We start from the raw sequence: 18,490 nt of genomic DNA on the forward strand, positions 1-18,490 counted from the left end.
TTTAGGCAACTAAAATCATTCAAATTCATTCAATAACTATCAAAATCTTTCACGTTTCTCCATATTAACGTATGTCTATAGGGTTTGTAAACTGTAAATTCGACAAAAATAAGGACAATTGTACGACATTTTCTTCTTATTTTAATGAAAAAAGTCTTTTATATTCATAGTAGAAACCATTAAACATAAAAAAACCTCATGCATGTTGCATGAGGTTACTCATAACGCAGCGCTTCAATCGGATCAAGCTTTGCGGCTTTATTTGCAGGAAGCATGCCGAAAATAACACCAATGAGCATACTGAACAGCACGCCCCCGCATACAACCTGCCAGGATATGAGTGACGGCCAGCCCGCAATGGCAGAAACAAGCGCGGCCCCTCCGTATCCGATTCCAATCCCAATCAGTCCGCCGATAAGCGTCAATACGACTGATTCAATTAAAAACTGAGTCAGAATCTGCCCCCTCGTCGCACCGAGTGATTTTCTGATTCCGATTTCTCGCGTCCGTTCTGTGACTGATACGAGCATAATATTCATGACACCGATTCCGCCCACCAAAAGAGAGATCCCTGCAATTGAGCCGATAATCGTCGTCATAATCGCCGTTACTTTGCCAATCCCGGCAGCAATCTCTTCCATGTTCATCACTTGATACGAATCCTCTGTGCCATGATTGTCATTTACCAGCTGTGCCGCTTCTTTTCCAGCTGATTTTATGTCATCTGCTGATTCAACTTGCAATGATACATTACTGAAATCACTTGTGCCAAAAGAGGATTTCATCATATTAAATGGCACATACATTTCACTTAAACCGAAAGAAAGCAAGCCTGTTTCTTTTTTCAGCACGCCGATAATTTCAACAGGCTGTCCGTTGATCCAGACTACTTCACCGAGAGGGGAGGTTTTATTAAACAGCTCTTCAGCCATCTTTTGAGAGATGACTCCGGCTCTTTTCCCCGCGAGAAAATCATTGTCATTAAAGGTTCGGCCGCTATCGATTTCTAAAGAATTAGCATTCATGTATCCATCGTTTATGCCGTTAATCGTAACATCGGTTTCTTCCTCATGATAACGTGCTGTCATACTTTCAGAAGTCGAGGCAACGACTTGTTTGATGCCCTCTATCTCTTTTAAACCTTTAATATCGTTTTCTGTAAAAGTAGATTCTGCTAAGGCGTTCGGATTGCTTGCAAGCTCCTCATCGCTTGGCATATAGTACAGCTCCACGGTATTTCCCGGGCCGCTGATCGACTGCTTCAGCATTTGCTCGCCGCCCTGTCCTACCGCAACGACAACAATGACAGAGCCTACACCGATGATAATGCCGAGCATCGTTAAAATCGAACGCATTTTATGGGCAAGGACAGAGCTTAGAGCCATTCTGATGTTTTCTAACAGGCTCATTCTCCCACACTCCTTTGTCCGGAGCTGGCAGGAACAATGTTTCCGTCACGCACCATGACGATCCGATTCGTGCAATCTGCAACTTCCGGCTCGTGAGTAACAAGAACGATTGTCGTTCCCTCGGCATTTAATGCTGTAAATTGATCCATAATCGCCTCGCTTGTTTTCGTATCCAGCGCGCCGGTCGGTTCATCAGCTAAAATCAATTTTGGCTCATTCACGATCGCCCTCGCAATCGCCACCCGCTGCTTCTGTCCGCCCGACAGCTCATTGGGCATGTGGAGCATTCGATCGGCTAACCCGACCTTTTCCAACGCTTTCTCAGCCCGTTCTTGCCGTTCTTTTTTGCCTATGCCGGAATAAATCATCGGCAGCTCAACATTTTTTTTTGCGTTCAGCCGCGGAAGAAGCTGAAATTGCTGAAATACAAAACCGATAGACCGGTTACGGACTGCCGCCAATTCTTTATCTTTATATGAAGAAATATCTTCGCCGTCTAATTTATACGTACCGGAAGTCGGCCGGTCAAGACATCCGATAATATTCATGATCGTCGATTTCCCTGATCCTGACGGCCCCATAATCGAGACATATTCCCCTTGATGAATGTCCAAATCAATAGAATGGAGAACATCAAACGTTTCCTTGCCGATCTGGTAGCTTTTTCGCACATTAGAAAGCTGAATCATTTATGCTTTCACTTCCGTTCCATCGGTTACCTGATCAGAAGGATTCAAAATGACTTGATCATCTTGAGAAATTCCCTCTTTAATTTCTGTCAGATCATCTGTTACTTCACCGATTTTGACATCAACTCGTTTTGCTTTTCCGTCTTTTACTGTATACACATAATATTGATCATCTTCTTTTTTGACTGCCTTTGAAGGAAGCGTATTTGCTTTCCGCTTATCTGTTTCAATATTCATGATGAATTTAAACCCTGGCTTTCCTTCTGGAAGATTCCCTTTTATTTTCACTTGAAGCGGGTACTGGACCGCTTGTTCTGTTCCTTGTGCCGCAGTGCTTTCCTGCTGGTCCGGAACAAGTCCGACTGCGGAAACTGTGCCTTTCCATGTTTTATCCTGAATAACATCTGAAGTGAGTGTGACCTTCTGGCCTTTTTTGACTTTCAGTGTATCGTATTCAGACAATTTCCCTGAGACGACAAGGTCTTTCGGGTTGCCGATATGTATGACAGGCTCTTGAATATCTGATTTTTTGGATGCCGCTTCTTGGTTGACAGAAATAACAGTGCCTTCGATTTCGCTTTTTACTTGAAGATCTGACACCCGATTGGCAAGTGACTGCCGCTGAAGCTCGGTTTGTTTTAATTCGATCTCAGCAGTTTTTTCCTGCATTTGAAGCTCCGTCCGCTCAGATTCAATTTGTTTTTCTGCTTCTTTCTTGCCAACCTGTTTTTCCAGTTCTTTTTCTTTGCTGTCTAAGGCTTTTAACTTTTCTTGTATTTGGTCAATTTGAAGCTGATTCGATTGAGCCGTTAACTGGTTCTGTTCTTTTTCCAGGCTTAGCTGCTCATTTGTATAGGTGATCAAAGGCGTGCCCTTTTTAACTTTATCGCCTTCCTTTACTTTAATGTCTTCTAATGTCCCTTTATCCGCTTCATAAAACACATACTGTTCATTTGAAAATTTAAGTGTGCCGGGAACCATAACCGTTGACGAGATTTCTTTTTCTTCGAGGCCTCCCGTCTGTATCTTCTGGCCAGCGCTGCCGCTTGTCGGAGCGGCAGACCGGTAAATATTCATTCCAATAAAAAGAGCGACTAAAACTGCGATTCCAATTCCGATCCAGACTTTTTTCATAAGTTTATGCACCCGCCACAGAATTGATTAAACCTGAAAAGAACGAAAATGCAATCAGAATCCCGAAAAGAACAATCACTGAAATCCATCCTGCTTTTTTTGAGATGCCGCCTGTTTTGTGAAGTCCGATTGCCAATAATACATAGCTCCATATACTGAATATCTCAAAGGTATTTAACACGCTGGCGAGAGCTCCGTCAGATGGGATAATCCCTGCCAGTGACGTCGTGCTGTAAAGAGGATTCACGTCAGTCGTAAAAGCAACAATTCCGTTAACCAATAATCCAAGACTGCTAATCAAAGAGACAAACAGACCGAGAGAAAGCATTTTTTTGTATGTCGTAACTCCGCCTGATATTTTTACACAGAGCCAATAAATAAGAGGGGCAATAAATAACGCTGCGATACCGCCGAAAATAGCGCCTGCCATTCCTCCAAATTTGGTTATTGTTGCGACAGTTTCAATTTGTTCAGCTGATAGCCCTTGAGTGTCCCCGCTTTTCAAAAGCTCACTATAATCCGTACCGAGTGATTGCAGTACCGCGCCGACGATGATAATCGCTGCAACAATAAAAAGCGGTCCCCATACAGCCGGTCTTTCTCTTATTCTTTCAAATTGAACGGACGGACTTGTGATCACTCCGAAAAGTGATGGCTTTTCAGTCGCCATTCCGCTGTTTTTTTCTACATTTGTTTCCATTATAAAACCTCCTCTAGAATATCTAACAAATAGTACGGGAGAGGTATCAAAAAGTTTCATGTTTTTCTAATAAATTTCCAAAAGCCTTCAATATATAACTGAAGGCTTTTTATATTATTCTATCGCTGCACTGTATTGCGCTTTTACAAGCCCGGCATAGATGCCCCCTTTAGCGAGCAGCTGGTCATGGTTTCCTTCTTCCATTTTCTTGCCGTGATCAAGAACAATGATGCGGTCGGCGTCGCGGATTGTGGACAATCTGTGGGCGATCATCACTGCTGTACGCCCATTCAGCAGCGTTTTTAACGCCTGCTGAATTTTCACCTCCGTCTCTGTATCAATACTGGCCGTTGCTTCGTCAAGGATGATAATAGCTGGATCGGCGAGCAATGCTCTTGCAAAGGAAATGAGCTGGCGCTGTCCGGCAGACAGTACGCTGCCCCTTTCCTCCACCTCTGTTTTGTATCCTTCTGCTAAACCAGAAATAAATTCATCCGCTCCGACCGCTTTGGCTGCTTTCATCACTTCTTCGTCTGAAGCACCCGGCCGGCCAAAACGAATATTTTCCATGATGGTCCCGGAGAAAATAAATGTATCTTGCAGCACAATGCTGATTTGAGTGCGCAGACTGGCAAGGGAGAGATCCTTTATCGGAATGCCGTCTATTTTAATGGTGCCTCCCGTGGCATCATAAAAACGGCTGATTAAATTGGCGATCGTCGTTTTCCCGCTCCCCGTATGTCCGACAAGCGCAAGCGTCGAGCCCGCCGGGATAGAGAAGGAAACCGCGTGAAGGGCTTTTCGTTTTTCATCATACGAAAATTCAACCTCTTCAAAACTGATCTCCCCACTTATCTTTTTCTTATGAATGGCATCCGGCTTCTCCTTGACATTTGGCTGTTCGTCCAGAAACTCAAAAATCCGTTCGGATGATGCCATCCCCATTAACAGCTGGTTATAAACCTGGCCCAGTCTCGAAATAGGTTCCCAAAACATGCCCAGATAGAAGGCAAAAGAAACGAAGACGCCAATCGTGATGGTTTCATTCATGATGAGTGTGGCGCCATACCAAATCAAAACAGCCGTTCCTATCGCATTCGTCATTTCTACCAACGGACGGAACATGGCATTTTTTCTTGTTGCTTCCCTCCATGATTGATAGTTCTCCTGATTGACGCCGTCAAAAAACGCCATGTTTTCTTCTTCCTGTGTAAATGCCTGCGTGACACGGATGCCCTGAATGCTTTCATTCAGATGAGAATTGAGCTTCGATTGCTTAAGGCGCACCGTTTGCCAGGAGCGGCGTATTTTTTTTCTGAGACTTGTTGAAATAAAAAACATGATCGGCAGTGTCACCATAATGGCGATAGTCAGCTCAGGGCTCAGTGTAAACAAAATGATGATAACACCAGCCAGAAGGAGCAAGTCGGTCAATAAGTTGATGACTCCGCTTGTAAAGAGCTCCTGAAGAGAGTTAATATCATTCATAATCCTGACCAAGATCGATCCGGCCGACCGCTGATCAAAAAATCGATGGGATAAGCGCTGCACATGGGTAAATAAATGCTGGCGCAAATCGTAAATCACATGCTGGCCAAGCTGATTCATCCACCTGATTCTTAACACATTGGCGGCATAATTGAGCACATATAAACCGCTAATGATAAAAATGAGCTGGGTCAGCAGCTCCGAGTTTCTCGCTGTAATCGCTTGATCGAGAACATAAACACCGATCAGAATAGGAATCACAAGCTTCACAGCAGTCCCAATCAATACAGTGAGAAAGGAAAGCGGCAAAATTGTTTTTCGATAAGGTTTGACATAACTCAGCAGCCGCCACATTTGAGCCCAGTTAAACGGCTTTTCAATGATTTCATCTGAAGAATAATAGAAACGCTCCAAAATCCCCTGTTTTTTTGCTTGTTTCATATGGCCCTCCCTATCCGACCTGATGCGGCTCATTGATCATTTTGACATCACGGTATTGCAAATCGTAAATCTTTTTATAGTAGCCGCCTTTTTCAAGAAGCTCGTGATGTGTTCCCCTTTCACAAATGCGCCCTTTATCAAAAACGAGAATTTCATCGGCGTGTTTCAATGAAGAAATGCGGTGAGCGATGATAAAGGTTGTGCGGTTTTTCATGACTTCTTTTAAGGCAAGCTGTATGCTGTGCTCCGTTTGCATATCTACTGCGCTTGTGGCATCGTCCAATATTAAAACGCTCGGGTTCAAACAAATGGCTCTCGCAATGGCGATACGCTGTTTCTGTCCGCCGGAAAGTCCCATTCCCCTCTCTCCCAGCATGGTGTCATATCCATCAGGAAGCTCCATGATAAAGTCGTGAGCCTGCGCCCTTTTTGCCGCTTCGATGATGTCATCCATTGAGGCATCCGGCCTCCCGTACGAAATGTTTGATCGAATCGTAGATGAAAACAGAAAAGATTCTTGAAGTACGACCCCGATATTGGAGCGAAGGGTTTTTAACGAATAATCTGTGATGGGTTTGTGATCGATGGTAATCATTCCGCCAACAGGGCTGTAAAATCTGGTGAGGAGCTGTGTAACTGAGCTTTTGCCTGAACCTGTCGGGCCCAATAGTCCGATTATCTTCCCGCTGTTTGCCTCAAAGCTTACATTGCACAGCGCGTTTGTTTGTTCTTTTCCGTATGCAAGAGAAACATTTTTGAAATGGACATTTCCGGTTAATTTTTGTTTATGCAAAGCATAAGCATGGTCTGTGATGTCTTCTTCTTTTTCCAGAATTTCCAGCAGGCGTTCACCTGACGCTTTTGCTTGAGAGAACATATTGATTACAAAGCCTAAGTTCATAATCGGCCACATCATATAATTGACGAGGCTGAAAAAAGCGACAAGCTCGCCGGGATTAAGCTGATTTTGCATGACCAAGTAGCCGCCGTATGAGAGGAGAGCTACAATACAAATGTTCCCGATGAACTCCATTAAAGGGAAATACGCAGACCAAATGGATGATGTTTGTAAATATTGTGCCCTGTATTCCGCATTGGCTTTATTAAAAGTGCTGATCTGAAAATCTTCCCTTGAAAGAGATTTAACCGTATTGATGCCGCTGATATTTTCTTGGACTTTTGTATTGAGTTTCGCAAACGATTTGCGGATGCCTCTAAAGGCAGGATGGACCCTTTTGTCAAACTGATATACCGCAACAGCGAGAAATGGCAGAACAGCTATGGTCACAAGCGTAAGTGGAACAGAATAGTAAAACATGACTGACAGGCTGATGGCGACCAGCAGGCCGAATCGAATGAGCTCAGCGAGACCGTATGATAAGAAAAAACGAAGCCCTTCAACATCAGCTGTCAGCCTGGACATCAAATCTCCTGTTTTCGCATTATCATAATAAGAAAAAGAAAGCCGCTGCAGTTTTTCATACAGACCATTTCTCAGCCGATAAACGGATTTGATTCCAAACATATCACCTAAATATTGATGAAAAAAAGTGGCGGTTCCTTTCAAGGCCATTACCGCAATAAATCCTAAGCTGACCCATGTTGCAAGCTGATACTGCCGTCCCAGTACGATTTCATCAATCGTAATTTGCAGGATAATCGGGTAAACGACAGTAATCGCAGTCATCAAAAGCATGGCCAGAAGCGACCACATAAACACTTTTCTGTACGGCCAATAAAACATTTTTAATCTTTTAAATGTCTCCATATCCAGCACCTTTCCAATTTTTATCATCTTTACTATATCGATACCCGAAATAAATTTCTATTGTTTTTCAAAAATTCAGTCTAATGATGGAGTGGGTCTCTTACTTTATAGGGAGTCACTTATATGTAGAATAAACGCTTACAGAAAATCATTGTATGCTGAGGATGCTTGGGGATATGCGAAAAAAATACAGAAAAACCGGAGGCTGAATGCCGTCCGGTTTTCATCCACCGCTGACCGGCGGAATGATGGCTACCGTGTCACCTGAAGATACGGAGGTATTTTCTTTTACATAGCTTTCGTTAACGGCAATCATAGCTGTATCAATAGATTCGAGGCCGTATTGTTCTTTTAGACTCACTTTTATTTCATCTGTTGTTGCTTGTTCCATATCTATTTCCAATGCTTGTGTGCCGGCCTGTTCGGCAAGCCCTGCAAATAAAAGAATTTTAATCATGCTGCTCTCCCTCGCTTAGATCTGGTTTTCCGTTCGGATAAGCTGTTGTTTCAAGCTGGTCGCCGATCCATTGCTCACCGTCTTCCCAAATTTCTTTTTTCCAAATCGGCACAATCTGTTTAATTCGTTCGATCGCATACTCATTGGCTTCATAAGCAGCTTTTCGATGGGGAGAAGATACAGCGATCACGACCGCTGCTTCACCGATATCCAGCACACCTATGCGGTGCGTGATCGCCGCTGAAGCGCCTTCCCACTTTTCTTCGATTTCAGCCCCGATTTGAGCCAGCATCTGTACGGCCATCGGTTCATATGCCTCATATTCAAGGCGAACCGTTCTTTTTCCGTTTGTCCATTCCCGAACCGTGCCAATAAATGTAGTAATTGCCCCTGCTTCCCGTTTCTCCACTTTTTTGACGATTTCTTCAGTAATAATGGGTGTTTTCGTAACCTCAAACCGTTCCATTATGCGATTCCCCCTTCAGCTGTGAGAGCACAAAATCCACCGCAACCGGATCATCCGCATGAAAAACGGGTAATTCCTGCTGCTCTGTCATATGCTCTTTTTTTCTATAGATGATGGCGATTGTATTTACAGTCTGCAGCGCTTCTAGATCTTCCTTTTCGCTTAGTATAACTATTTTAGGATAAGGCGCTTTTTTAAAGCCTTCTATCAGAAGGCAGTCTGTTTCGAGAAACTGATATAACTCGATCAGCCGCGGCAAATCCCAATTGCGGCGGGCTGTCAGCTGTAACACACCAGCACCTTCTACCGCTGTCACATCAGCACCTGCCGCTTGGTAACGATCAGTGTCTTTTCCTTCAGTGAACGTTTGCGGTTCACCGCCGTGACCGTGATGCTTCAGACAGCCTAAATTGAGCCCCTGTTCAGAGGCTTTTTCAAGAATACGCTCAATAAACGTTGTTTTCCCGCTGTTTTGAAATCCTACAACTTGGACGATCGGGAAAGGACAGACCAAGGCCATTCACTTCCATTCTCTTCTCTGATGAGCAGCACTTGAACCGTTCGGCCTGATTCATACCCTCTCGTGCCGCCCGGCAGGATAATAAACGCATTTGCTTCTGCAAGTGACGTAACAGAGCTCGACTTATCTAATCCGACGGGTGTCGCCAACAGCTTCCCTTCCTGGTGATACACGAACGCACGAACAAATCGGGTAAATGGGTTCGGCTTTGGAAAATCCTTTGTCAAAACAGCTTCTGCACAAATTGAATGCGGTTTTTCATTGAACAGCCAAGTCTGGATCATCGGTTTGACAAACAGTTCAAAACCGACATAGCATGCTGACGGATTGCCTGACAGGCCAAACAGCAGCATATCGTTTGCATGCGCCACCGTTGTCACGCTGCCCGGGCGCATGGCAACTTTATTAAAGAGCACGTCCGCTCCGAGTTTTTCATAAATCGCAGGCAAAAAGTCAAAATCACCCACTGACACGCCGCCAGTTGTAATCAGAAAATCAACCTTTTTCATTGCTTCTTTGATCGCGGCAAAGCTTTTATCCAGATCATCAGAAATTTTCCCTAAATAAAGCGGTGATCCGCCTGCTTCTATCACTTGCGCATACACCATACTGGCATTGCTGTTGCGGATTTTCCCCGGCTCCAGTGGATCACTAACATTCAGCAATTCTGTACCAGTTGCGATAATCCCGACAACAGGCTTTCTCACAACAGGCACAGATGCGTATCCGAAGGTTGCCAAAAGCGCAGACACTCCTGGTGTTACCCGGGTGCCCTTTCTCAATAAAACACTCCCTTTTTGAGCGTCTTCACCTGTTTTTGAAATATTATCCCCCGGCTGGAAGCGGCGTTTTAAAGACATAAACGCTTTCCCATTCTCCTCAAAGAGTTGAGTCAGCTCTATCATGACGACAGCATCTGCTCCTTCAGGGATTTGAGCACCAGTCATAATCCGCACGGCCTGAAACGGGCCAAGTTCTTTTTCAGATACAGCCCCCGCTCCAATATGATCTATAACCTCAAACCGAACTGGGTTCTCACGTGAAGCTTCAGCCGTATCGCACGCTCTGACAGCAAAACCGTCATATGGCGAACGGTCAAATGCAGGTACGTGGTGATCCGCTGTTACATCTTCAGCTAAAAATCGATGAAGGCTTTCTTCAAGCGCCACCCATTCCGTTTCCCCTTGTTTTTGAAAATGGCTGACACGCCGAACTGCCTCGTCTACCGGTACCGGTGTTCTTTTCTCCAGCATTCTGACCCCTCCTGTTGTTACAATCCAATTACTCTTGCCAACACGGAATTGGCTTCTTTCACATCATTTGTGCCATGCACCAGTGCCCGTCCGTCATTGAAAATGACGATTCTGAAATCTTCGTAAAAAATATGCAGCAAAAACGCATTGGCCTCGACCTTGCCGATTGTTTTCAGCCGCTTGATGAGCTCCTGTTTCGGAATTCTTTTTAATGATTCCGATCTTACCTGAACTGTATCACGGCCGCACAGTACAGCGGCTTTTGGTGTGTTCCAGTCTTGGAGATAAGGATAAACCGCATGTGCTCCGCAAGACGGGCAATCCTCACGGCGTACATGATCAACGTTAATTTTCATATGTGAGTTGTTCCAGACATCGAATGTCACAAAACCGCGCTGTATCGCGTCTGTTTGTCCGGTTAACAGCTTTAAAGCCTCAGCCTGCTGATAAGCCGAAACGATATGCACAGCGGGTGGAATGATGCCAGCAGTATCACACGTCGCCCCGCCGACAGGAATTTGCTCAAACAAACAAGACAGACAAGAGGTTTCTCCCGGAATAATCGTCATGAACATCCCCTGGCTGCTTACACAAGCACCATAGACCCACGGTGTCTTTGTTTTCTGAGCTAGATCATTTATCAGCATGCGGGTTTCAAAATTATCTGTCGCGTCGATCACGACATCTGCTTTTTCAATCAGCGGCTCAAGCGTTTCGGCTGTTCCTTCGGCAACAAACGCCTCAATATGTATTCCGCTGTTAATCGCTGATAGATGCTCTTTGGCAGCCATGGCTTTCGGCATACGGAGCTTGGCATCGCTTTCTGTATAAAGCTGCTGCCTTTGCAGGTTGCTCCACTCCACATAGTCACGGTCAATAATGGTAATAGTACCGACCCCCGCTCTCGAAAGCCCTTCAGCACCTGCAGTCCCAAGCGCTCCAGCTCCGACAACCAGCACATGGCTGTCTCCCAGTCTTTTCTGGCCTATTTCGCCTATTTGCTTAAATCTGATTTGCCGTGAATAACGCTCCTCCATCAAACCTGTTCTCCTTATCTTTTATGTCATCTTAACATGTTTTTGCTCCATCAGTCCCACCTGAAGGAGTCCGTTTTTTCTTCCAAACGCCTAAAATCATCACGTGTATTAACATTGATAAACTCTGCCGGATTTGCCCCGATCTCTTCAGCCTGTACGTAACAAACCGAAATTCGGCCTAACAAATCTGATATTCTTAATCTCTTCTCAGAGAGCTGATCATATAGAATGGGCATGATTCGTTTATGGTAAATTGCAATAAGTGGCTGCTCCCGTCCGTCTGAAATCGGGACGACCGCGTCTATACCCTCAGTCATCAGACGCTTGAGCTCCAGCATCGTCCTTCTTTGTATCAGCGGCGTGTCACAGGAAAGAACAGTATAAAGATCACCGTCTGTCTTTTTAAAAGCGGTATATATACCAGCCAAAGGCCCCATTCCTTGAAACGGCTCAGCATCTTGATACACTTCGATTTCACCGTTTTCTTGAAATCTATCAATAAACTCAGGACGGCTGATGATAACCGTATGTTCTCCAAGCGCCTTTTTAGCCCATTCGTAAAACATCTTGCCTCTCCAATTCACAAACGCCTTCGGTTCTCCGAAGCGCCGTGAGGCTCCTCCTGCCAGCAGTACATTTGTATGCTTCATGTCATCTCACCTCTAGTTCGTTAAAAGCATAGCAAAAGCACAGCCCCAATGCCAATGCTTGTCTGTTTATTAAAGAGGAATAGCTGTTCAGTATTTGCATATTGTAGTGTTAACATCATGAGGGAGATGGTTCGAATGAAAAGATCAGGTCCTTTTTTCCACGACGTGTCTCAGGAGAACCTTTATTTAAAATCAGAGCTATCAAGGTGCCATAAGCTAATTGCCGAACTTGAAGCAAGCTACTTCCATCAGAAAAATAACAAGCTTCTCAAAGAAAATAATGATATGAAAGAAAAACTCCAGCAGCTGTCTGCCGAATTAACACAAATGTCAACGAAAGAAAAACACGCCTCCCATACCAGCCAAACCCTGCACCAAATAAGAGCTGAACTGCTTGATAAAATCGTTGCTTTGCAGGAGCTTCTTTCTGCTGAAACCTATAAACGCAAAGCCGAAATAGAAGAAAAACATAAACTTCATATTGCTAATATCAAAATTGAAGAAGAAAATAAAAATCTTCATAAACGAATCAGCCATCTTCAGGCCTCTATTGAACAGGAACAAGGCGCACTGCTTCAGGCAAAACAGCAAACCGAATTGATAAAAGCCGAAAATGGCCGTCTAAAAGAGCAAATGGTAGAAAAAGAATATCAGCTAAAACATATTAAAATAGAAGTTGATCATATGAAAGATCGAATCATAGAAACGAAAGAAAGGCTGCTCGAAATAGAAAAAACGAAAGAAAAATTATTTCACGAAACTATTATATCGTATAAACGGCAGCTTGATGAAAGCGATGCCTGGATTGCTTCTCATTTTGCCGATATTGATGGCGGCACGAAACAAAAAGAAAAAACGGCAGAAGAAACTCCAGCGGTCTACACGCAGCCAAATCATGTAGAAACCATACTTGATGATGTCACCAAGCAGATACATGCGCTTCAAAAACAGCTTGCCCGCGCCCAATCATCAGACCAAGCCATGAGCCATACAATCGAAGAGCTGAAAAACAGAGCCGCTGAAGAAAAGCCATATCAAAAGTGGGTATATAAGCTTAATCTTGAAAAAGAAAACAAACCTTCACAGAAAAAAACTCAATAAAAAACTGCTTGAGCCATGCCAAGCAGTTTTTCTGTATCTTTAATCATTTGCTGATTCTGCAGATTCAGCTGATTCAATTTCGCCTTCTAAAATGTACTGGCCGCGATACGGCTTTTTCACTTCCGGGTACATTTTAATTAAGCTTTGCATAAACGTTGTCATATTAGGGATTTCAAGACCGCTTTCTTTTTCAATCTCTTTTTGAAGCTCGGAGCTCTTAATCGCCGCATTGTGGCGTTTTAATGTTTTAATGGCAGCTTCACGCAGCTTAGCTGCTTTTGATCCCGGTCTTGCCGTCCCTCTTCTTCTTCGTGTTGTTCCGTCTGGTATACCGGCAGGAAGAGAGGAAATAGATTGAAGCTGAGGCTGAACAGACTGCTGCTGTGATTGCGGCTGATAGCTTCTGATTTCCTGAGCCGCAAGCTCAGCGAGAACCGGCAGAGAGTCAGGTTTTTTTTCAGAACGGAAATCCTTTTTGATTTCGGAAGGGCTTCCATTTCTGTCTAGCTCTCTTAATTTTGCGTATATTTTATCACGTTCAATTTGATATTCACGAATGACTTTCACTTCAGCTTCATTTAATTGTTCTAACCGCAAGCGCAAAGCTTCTCTTTCATTAAACATTCCTCAATGTACCCCCTATCAAAATTAACATCTTTAATTAAGATATTAGATTACAAAAGTAATTTTATCAACTATTATTTTAGCATTTTACTATTATATTTACTCTATGAAAAATTCCTTATTTTCTGAAAATGTTTTATTTTTCAAAAGAGTCCTTTATTCACAAGGGATTGAGGGGCTTTCAAATTCATTTGGTATAATGTTGAAAATATATATATTACTTACTTCTTTAATGAAATTTAGTGTAATATCTACAATTTTCGAGTTATGGGATATGAAATTTATCTAAAATTGAGGAAAAACATCAAAAATGAGCTGTTTTTTTAGCGTATCAATCAAACAAATCATCATTTCCTATACCCAAATTTGGAAAAATAAGCTTCTTACTCTTCTTCGATTGCTTTCTTTCACAAATAAAAAAACCTGATGAGATCAGGTTTTTATGAAGAACTATTCAGATGCCTGTTCTGTTTCAGCCAGTACACGGTTCACACGTTTTTCAAGCATCTTCATACCGCTCCCGCCGGCTTGGAAGTGACGGAGCTGTCCTGTTTTATCAAACACATAGTATGCAGGCACATATTCATTTTCAAATGCATCGGTTAAAACATGATCACTGTCAACAAAAATCGGCTGAGTGATGTCATGTTCAGCAGCTACTTCTTTAATTTTGCCGAGGTCAAGATCATCTTCGGAACGAGGCATATGCACAGCTACAACGTTCAATTTATCTTGATATTTATCACGAAATTCATTCACTTGCGGCATCGCTTCTTTGCACAGATGGCAGCTGATGGACCAAAAATGAATAAGCGTCGGCTTTTCCCCGATCAATTGCTCTCTCGTTACTTCACCATTGAACCAAGCTTTTTCCCCTGTCAATTCAGGCATTGGCTGACGTAATTTCATTGCTTTTCCCTCCTATTAAACAGAAAGGCCTAACGAATATGTTAGACCCTTTTTCGTCCTTAGAAAGAATTAAAGTGTTTTTTGGCCTGGTTTCCAGTTAGCCGGGCAGAGTCCGCCAGTTTGCAGCGCTTGAAGAACACGAAGCGTTTCATCAACGTCACGGCCAATGTTGTTGTGGAAAACAGTTTGATATTGGAGCTCGCCTTCAGGATTGATAATAAACAATCCACGCAGGGCCACACCTTCTTCTTCGATTAAAACGCCATATTCACAGGATACCTCATGGTTAGTATCAGCAGCAAGCGGATATTTCAGCTGGCCAAGGCCGTTTTCTTTACGGTCTGTATTAATCCACGCCAAATGAGTATGGATTGTATCAGTTGAAACCCCGATGACTTCAGCATCAAGATCTTCGAATTCGTCATAGCGGTCAGACATTGCTGTGATTTCAGTCGGACAAACAAAAGTGAAGTCCATTGGATAGAAGAACAACACTGTCCATTTGTCGTTTTTCATGTTTTCCTCAAGACTTACTTTGCCAAATTCTTTACTTGCAAGGACTGCTTCCATTTCAAAACGAGGAGCCTGTTTACCTACCATACGTTCTGCCATATGTATCCCTCCAATTTATAGTTTGGCTTAAAAGCCGGACTCACATGAAAGTAAAGGATGTTTACCCATATTTCGTTAATAACATCACAATGCCCATTATATAGGAGTCGATTTTCAGAGTCAATTTTTAACAAATATTGTATGTCTTTGGTTTCGACATTTTTGAATAAAGAGTTTAACATATTCATGTATAGGGTAACTCATCTCAATGTGCAGCAATCAATTCAGAAAAGGAGCTCCAACATGGATTTTATTAAACAATACGATTGGGCGGGACTGATTACAAATGCCGGTATTCTGCTCATTAAACTCGTCATTATGGTATTGCTCTATTTTATCGTTCGATCTTTAGGCATAAAAATCATTAAACATCTGTTTGCAAAATTCGAGGAGCAGCACAGCTTGTCTATCGGACGTGCACATACTCTCCGAAGCCTGACTCTTAACATATTTGCTTACATATTAATTTTTATATTCTTTGTCATGGTTCTTGATTTGTTCCATTACGATCCAAGTGCTCTTTTAGCGGGAGCAGGAATCGTCGGACTGGCTGTCGGATTTGGCGCCCAAGGACTTGTCAGCGACATTGTGACAGGTTTTTTTATATTGCTTGAAAAACAATTGGATGTCGGAGATTATATTACTGTTTCCACCTTTGACGGGATTGTTGAGCAGGTTGGCTTAAGAACCACTCAAATCCGCAGCTTTGACGGAACCCTGCATTATATCCCAAACAGAAACATTACAAACGTGAGCAATCATTCGCGGGGAACAATGCAGGCTCTGGTTGATATTAAAGTGCCGGCTGAAAGAAATATTGATGAAACGATTCACATTTTACAGCAAGTATGTGATGAGACAGCAGCCGCTCTCCCGCAAATAAAAGAAGGCCCTAATGTCATCGGAATTCAAGAACTGGGCACTTCTGAAATCGTGATCAGAGTCATTGCCAAAACAGAAAATATGGAACAGTGGCGGGTTGAGCGAGTGCTTAGAAAGGAAATAAAAACTGCACTTGACCGTGCTTTTCCTAAAGAAACAGAATAAATAAAAGAACCGAAGCTTTTTGCTTCGGTTTTTATTTACTGAATTCTGCTTTCAACTTCGCTGCAAATTTCTTCAGCAGTCATCCCGGAAGCTGTAATGACAGGTGCTTGTGTTACCGTATCGGCTATTCCTTGCACATTATTATCAAGACCTGTTACGACACAGCAGTCACAGCCTTTTGCATCGTCAGGGCTTTTCATCATTACAACGTCATATCCTTTTTCTTTTAATGCAGCTTCTACATCTGATAACGATTGCTCAATTCCAATTTTTTTAGCCATTATTGAACACCTCCGTTTACTAGAGTGCTCATTTTATGGAATTTTATTCTTTCATTTATACTTAATTGGCATAAACAGAAAAATAACCTGTCATGACGTTAACCGCTGTCTCTATCGCATTTTCATCGGGATTCAGCTTTGCGTGATGAAGCCCATGTTCAGAGTCAGCACCGAGCCAGAACATGAAGCCGGGATATTTTTTCAGCATGTAGCCAAAATCCTCTCCAGTCATTGCTTCTTTTGCTTCGATTACTGTTGCCAGTTGATGTTCAGCAACAAAAGACATAAATTCTTCTGTCAGTCCGTTCGTATTGTAAACTTGGTGATACACTGACGGGTATGTCACTTTCCCTTTGCAGCGGAACCCGATTTCGATTCCTTTCACTATATCTTCAATCCGCTCCTTTACCTTCTTCATTGATTCTTCAGAAAGCGTGCGGATCGTGCCTTCCAAGTGGGCCGTTTCCGCAATGATATTTTGTGCTGAGCCGCCGGTAATGGTACCAACTGTAATAACGGCACTGTCCAGCGGATCTGTGTTTCTAGAGATGATCGTTTGCAGCTGGGTGACAAGTGTGCTTGCGGCTACAACCATGTCCTCGGCCAAATGCGGATAGGCTGCATGTCCCCCTTTGCCTTCCAGATCGATGACAAGCTCTGATGTATTCGCAAAAAGAAGGCCGCTTTTTGTCGCGATAGTGCCTACTGGCAGCTCTGGAGCAATATGCAGCGCAGTGATGAAATCAGGCTTCCACTTTTTTAAAACGTCGCTCTCAAGCATTGGTTCCGCACCGCCAGGTCCTTCCTCTGCCGGTTGAAACAGAAAGAGCAAATCATGTTTGACCGGATGGTGAACAAAATGGTCAATAATGCCGAGTGCAATCGTCATATGCAAATCGTGTCCGCAGGCGTGCATGTTACCGTGATGCTCTGATGCGAACGGAAGACCGGTTTGCTCTTCAATGGAAAGCGCGTCGATATCCGCTCTGTACGCCAGCATTTTTTCCGGCGCCGTTCCGTTGATCTTTACAAAAAGCCCTGTTCGCCATTTCTCAATTTCAATCCTGTCTTGCGGATATTGTTCCAAAACATTTAATAAATATTGCTGGGTTTTGAACTCCTGAAATCCAAGCTCCGGTATACGGTGCAGATCTCTGCGGATTGCGATGAGCTCCTCTTTCTTCATTTTCATTCCTCCTGCCTATACGAATAAGGCGTGGATATTTTATCCACGCCTTTTTTATCAAACCATTCCTTACAGCTGGCGTAATTCCTGCTTGATTTCAGTTTTGCCTTTTGTTTTCTCATCAATGTCTTTGATTTTTTTAGCAGGTGTTCCTGCAACGACAGTGTATGGCTCAACATCGTTTACCACGATCGCGCCCGCAGCAACAACCGCTCCTTTACCTACTGTTACACCTTCAAGCACAACAGCATTTGCGCCGATCACAACGTCGTCTTCAATGACAACCGGTTTAGCGGATGGCGGCTCAATAACGCCCGCAAGTACAGAACCCGCTCCGATATGGCAGTTTTTACCAACAGTAGCTCGTCCACCCAAGACAACGTTCATATCGATCATTGTGCCTTCGCCGATAACTGAACCGATATTGATAGAAGCACCCATCATGATGACTGCGTTATCACCGATTTCAACTTGGTCGCGGATGATCGCGCCCGGCTCGATACGCGCTTTGATATTTTTAAGATCAAGCATTGGAATCGCAGAATTGCGGCGGTCATTTTCAACCACATAGTCTTCGATTTTGCTTTGATTTTCTTCAATTGCTGTTTGGATTTCGCTCCATTCACCGAAAACGACACCAGTGTTTCCGTTGATAAAAGCTTTCGCAGATTCGCCGAAATTGATTCCTTCCAGCTCACCTTTCACGTAAACCTTTACC

The 18,490-nt window shown here is 43.4% G+C and carries 20 protein-coding genes; 2 read left to right on the plus strand and 18 right to left on the minus strand.

Annotated features, from left to right (window positions below; genetic code table 11):
• Positions 1–215 precede the first annotated feature (215 nt).
• From skiZ to RAC86_RS20645, 12 genes are all read right to left on the minus strand, one after another.
• Positions 216–1,409: a sporulation-delaying-protein transporter subunit SkiZ gene (gene skiZ, locus RAC86_RS20590; protein ID WP_014113641.1), complete on the minus strand. Its 1,194-nt coding sequence runs from the start codon at positions 1,407–1,409 to the stop codon at positions 216–218.
• Positions 1,406–2,098: an ABC transporter ATP-binding protein YknY gene (yknY, locus tag RAC86_RS20595; protein ID WP_072566213.1), complete on the minus strand. Its 693-nt coding sequence runs from the start codon at positions 2,096–2,098 to the stop codon at positions 1,406–1,408. The genes skiZ and yknY overlap by 4 nt, the downstream gene beginning before the upstream one ends.
• Positions 2,099–3,232, minus strand: a complete 1,134-nt coding sequence (locus RAC86_RS20600; protein WP_072566212.1) for an efflux RND transporter periplasmic adaptor subunit — start codon at positions 3,230–3,232, stop codon at positions 2,099–2,101.
• A 4-nt stretch (positions 3,233–3,236) separates the two neighbouring features.
• Positions 3,237–3,932: a YknW family membrane protein gene (yknW, locus tag RAC86_RS20605; protein ID WP_014113638.1), complete on the minus strand. Its 696-nt coding sequence runs from the start codon at positions 3,930–3,932 to the stop codon at positions 3,237–3,239.
• Positions 3,933–4,046: 114 nt separating this feature from the next.
• A complete protein-coding gene (locus RAC86_RS20610; RefSeq protein WP_072566211.1) occupies positions 4,047–5,861 on the minus strand; it encodes an ABC transporter ATP-binding protein in 1,815 nt (604 codons plus the stop codon).
• A gap of 10 nt (positions 5,862–5,871) precedes the next feature.
• Positions 5,872–7,629 carry an ABC transporter ATP-binding protein gene (locus tag RAC86_RS20615; protein ID WP_072566210.1) on the minus strand — a complete coding sequence of 586 codons (1,758 nt, stop codon included), beginning with the start codon at positions 7,627–7,629 and terminating at the stop codon, positions 5,872–5,874.
• 223 nt (positions 7,630–7,852) lie between these two features.
• Complete coding sequence (gene moaD, locus RAC86_RS20620) at positions 7,853–8,086, minus strand: molybdopterin converting factor subunit 1 (protein WP_014113635.1); 234 nt, start codon at positions 8,084–8,086, stop codon at positions 7,853–7,855.
• Positions 8,079–8,552 carry a molybdenum cofactor biosynthesis protein MoaE gene (locus tag RAC86_RS20625; protein WP_072566209.1) on the minus strand — a complete coding sequence of 158 codons (474 nt, stop codon included), beginning with the start codon at positions 8,550–8,552 and terminating at the stop codon, positions 8,079–8,081. The genes moaD and RAC86_RS20625 overlap by 8 nt, the downstream gene beginning before the upstream one ends.
• Entirely contained in the window at positions 8,539–9,072 is a 534-nt protein-coding gene (mobB, locus tag RAC86_RS20630; protein ID WP_014113633.1) for a molybdopterin-guanine dinucleotide biosynthesis protein B, read from the minus strand. Before mobB ends, RAC86_RS20625 begins: the two co-directional genes overlap by 14 nt.
• Positions 9,033–10,325, minus strand: a complete 1,293-nt coding sequence (locus RAC86_RS20635) for a molybdopterin molybdotransferase MoeA (protein WP_072566208.1) — start codon at positions 10,323–10,325, stop codon at positions 9,033–9,035. Before RAC86_RS20635 ends, mobB begins: the two co-directional genes overlap by 40 nt.
• A 17-nt stretch (positions 10,326–10,342) precedes the next feature.
• Complete coding sequence (locus tag RAC86_RS20640) at positions 10,343–11,362, minus strand: MoeB/ThiF family adenylyltransferase (protein WP_072566207.1); 1,020 nt, start codon at positions 11,360–11,362, stop codon at positions 10,343–10,345.
• A 50-nt stretch (positions 11,363–11,412) separates the two neighbouring features.
• Positions 11,413–12,012: a molybdenum cofactor guanylyltransferase gene (locus RAC86_RS20645; RefSeq protein ID WP_072182655.1), complete on the minus strand. Its 600-nt coding sequence runs from the start codon at positions 12,010–12,012 to the stop codon at positions 11,413–11,415.
• A 135-nt stretch (positions 12,013–12,147) separates the two neighbouring features.
• Between RAC86_RS20645 and RAC86_RS20650 the strand changes: the two genes are divergently transcribed.
• Positions 12,148–13,113, plus strand: a complete 966-nt coding sequence (locus RAC86_RS20650) for a coiled-coil domain-containing protein (RefSeq protein ID WP_014113629.1) — start codon at positions 12,148–12,150, stop codon at positions 13,111–13,113.
• Positions 13,114–13,152: 39 nt separating this feature from the next.
• Here the strand turns inward: RAC86_RS20650 and rok are convergent, their stop codons facing one another.
• From rok to ahpA, 3 genes are all read right to left on the minus strand, one after another.
• Positions 13,153–13,737: a transcriptional regulator Rok gene (gene rok / locus RAC86_RS20655; RefSeq protein WP_061187376.1), complete on the minus strand. Its 585-nt coding sequence runs from the start codon at positions 13,735–13,737 to the stop codon at positions 13,153–13,155.
• Positions 13,738–14,187: 450 nt separating this feature from the next.
• Complete coding sequence (gene ykuV, locus RAC86_RS20660; RefSeq protein ID WP_014113626.1) at positions 14,188–14,646, minus strand: thiol-disulfide oxidoreductase YkuV; 459 nt, start codon at positions 14,644–14,646, stop codon at positions 14,188–14,190.
• 69 nt (positions 14,647–14,715) lie between these two features.
• A complete protein-coding gene (gene ahpA, locus RAC86_RS20665) occupies positions 14,716–15,258 on the minus strand; it encodes a biofilm-specific peroxidase AhpA (protein WP_072566206.1) in 543 nt (180 codons plus the stop codon).
• Positions 15,259–15,501: 243 nt separating this feature from the next.
• Between ahpA and mscT the strand changes: the two genes are divergently transcribed.
• Positions 15,502–16,305: a small-conductance mechanosensitive channel protein MscT gene (gene mscT, locus RAC86_RS20670; RefSeq protein ID WP_061187375.1), complete on the plus strand. Its 804-nt coding sequence runs from the start codon at positions 15,502–15,504 to the stop codon at positions 16,303–16,305.
• A gap of 35 nt (positions 16,306–16,340) precedes the next feature.
• Here the strand turns inward: mscT and RAC86_RS20675 are convergent, their stop codons facing one another.
• From RAC86_RS20675 to dapD, 3 genes are all read right to left on the minus strand, one after another.
• Positions 16,341–16,586 carry a YkuS family protein gene (locus RAC86_RS20675; protein ID WP_003218684.1) on the minus strand — a complete coding sequence of 82 codons (246 nt, stop codon included), beginning with the start codon at positions 16,584–16,586 and terminating at the stop codon, positions 16,341–16,343.
• A 61-nt stretch (positions 16,587–16,647) separates the two neighbouring features.
• Positions 16,648–17,772 (minus strand): N-acetyldiaminopimelate deacetylase, encoded by a 1,125-nt coding sequence (locus tag RAC86_RS20680; RefSeq protein WP_061187374.1) that lies wholly within the window; start codon positions 17,770–17,772, stop codon positions 16,648–16,650.
• Between the two features lie 69 nt (positions 17,773–17,841).
• A partial coding sequence (dapD, locus tag RAC86_RS20685; RefSeq protein WP_377885996.1) for a 2,3,4,5-tetrahydropyridine-2,6-dicarboxylate N-acetyltransferase occupies positions 17,842–18,490 on the minus strand: 649 nt, incomplete at its 5' end.

This window comes from Bacillus sp. LR_5, from assembly GCF_042709275.1.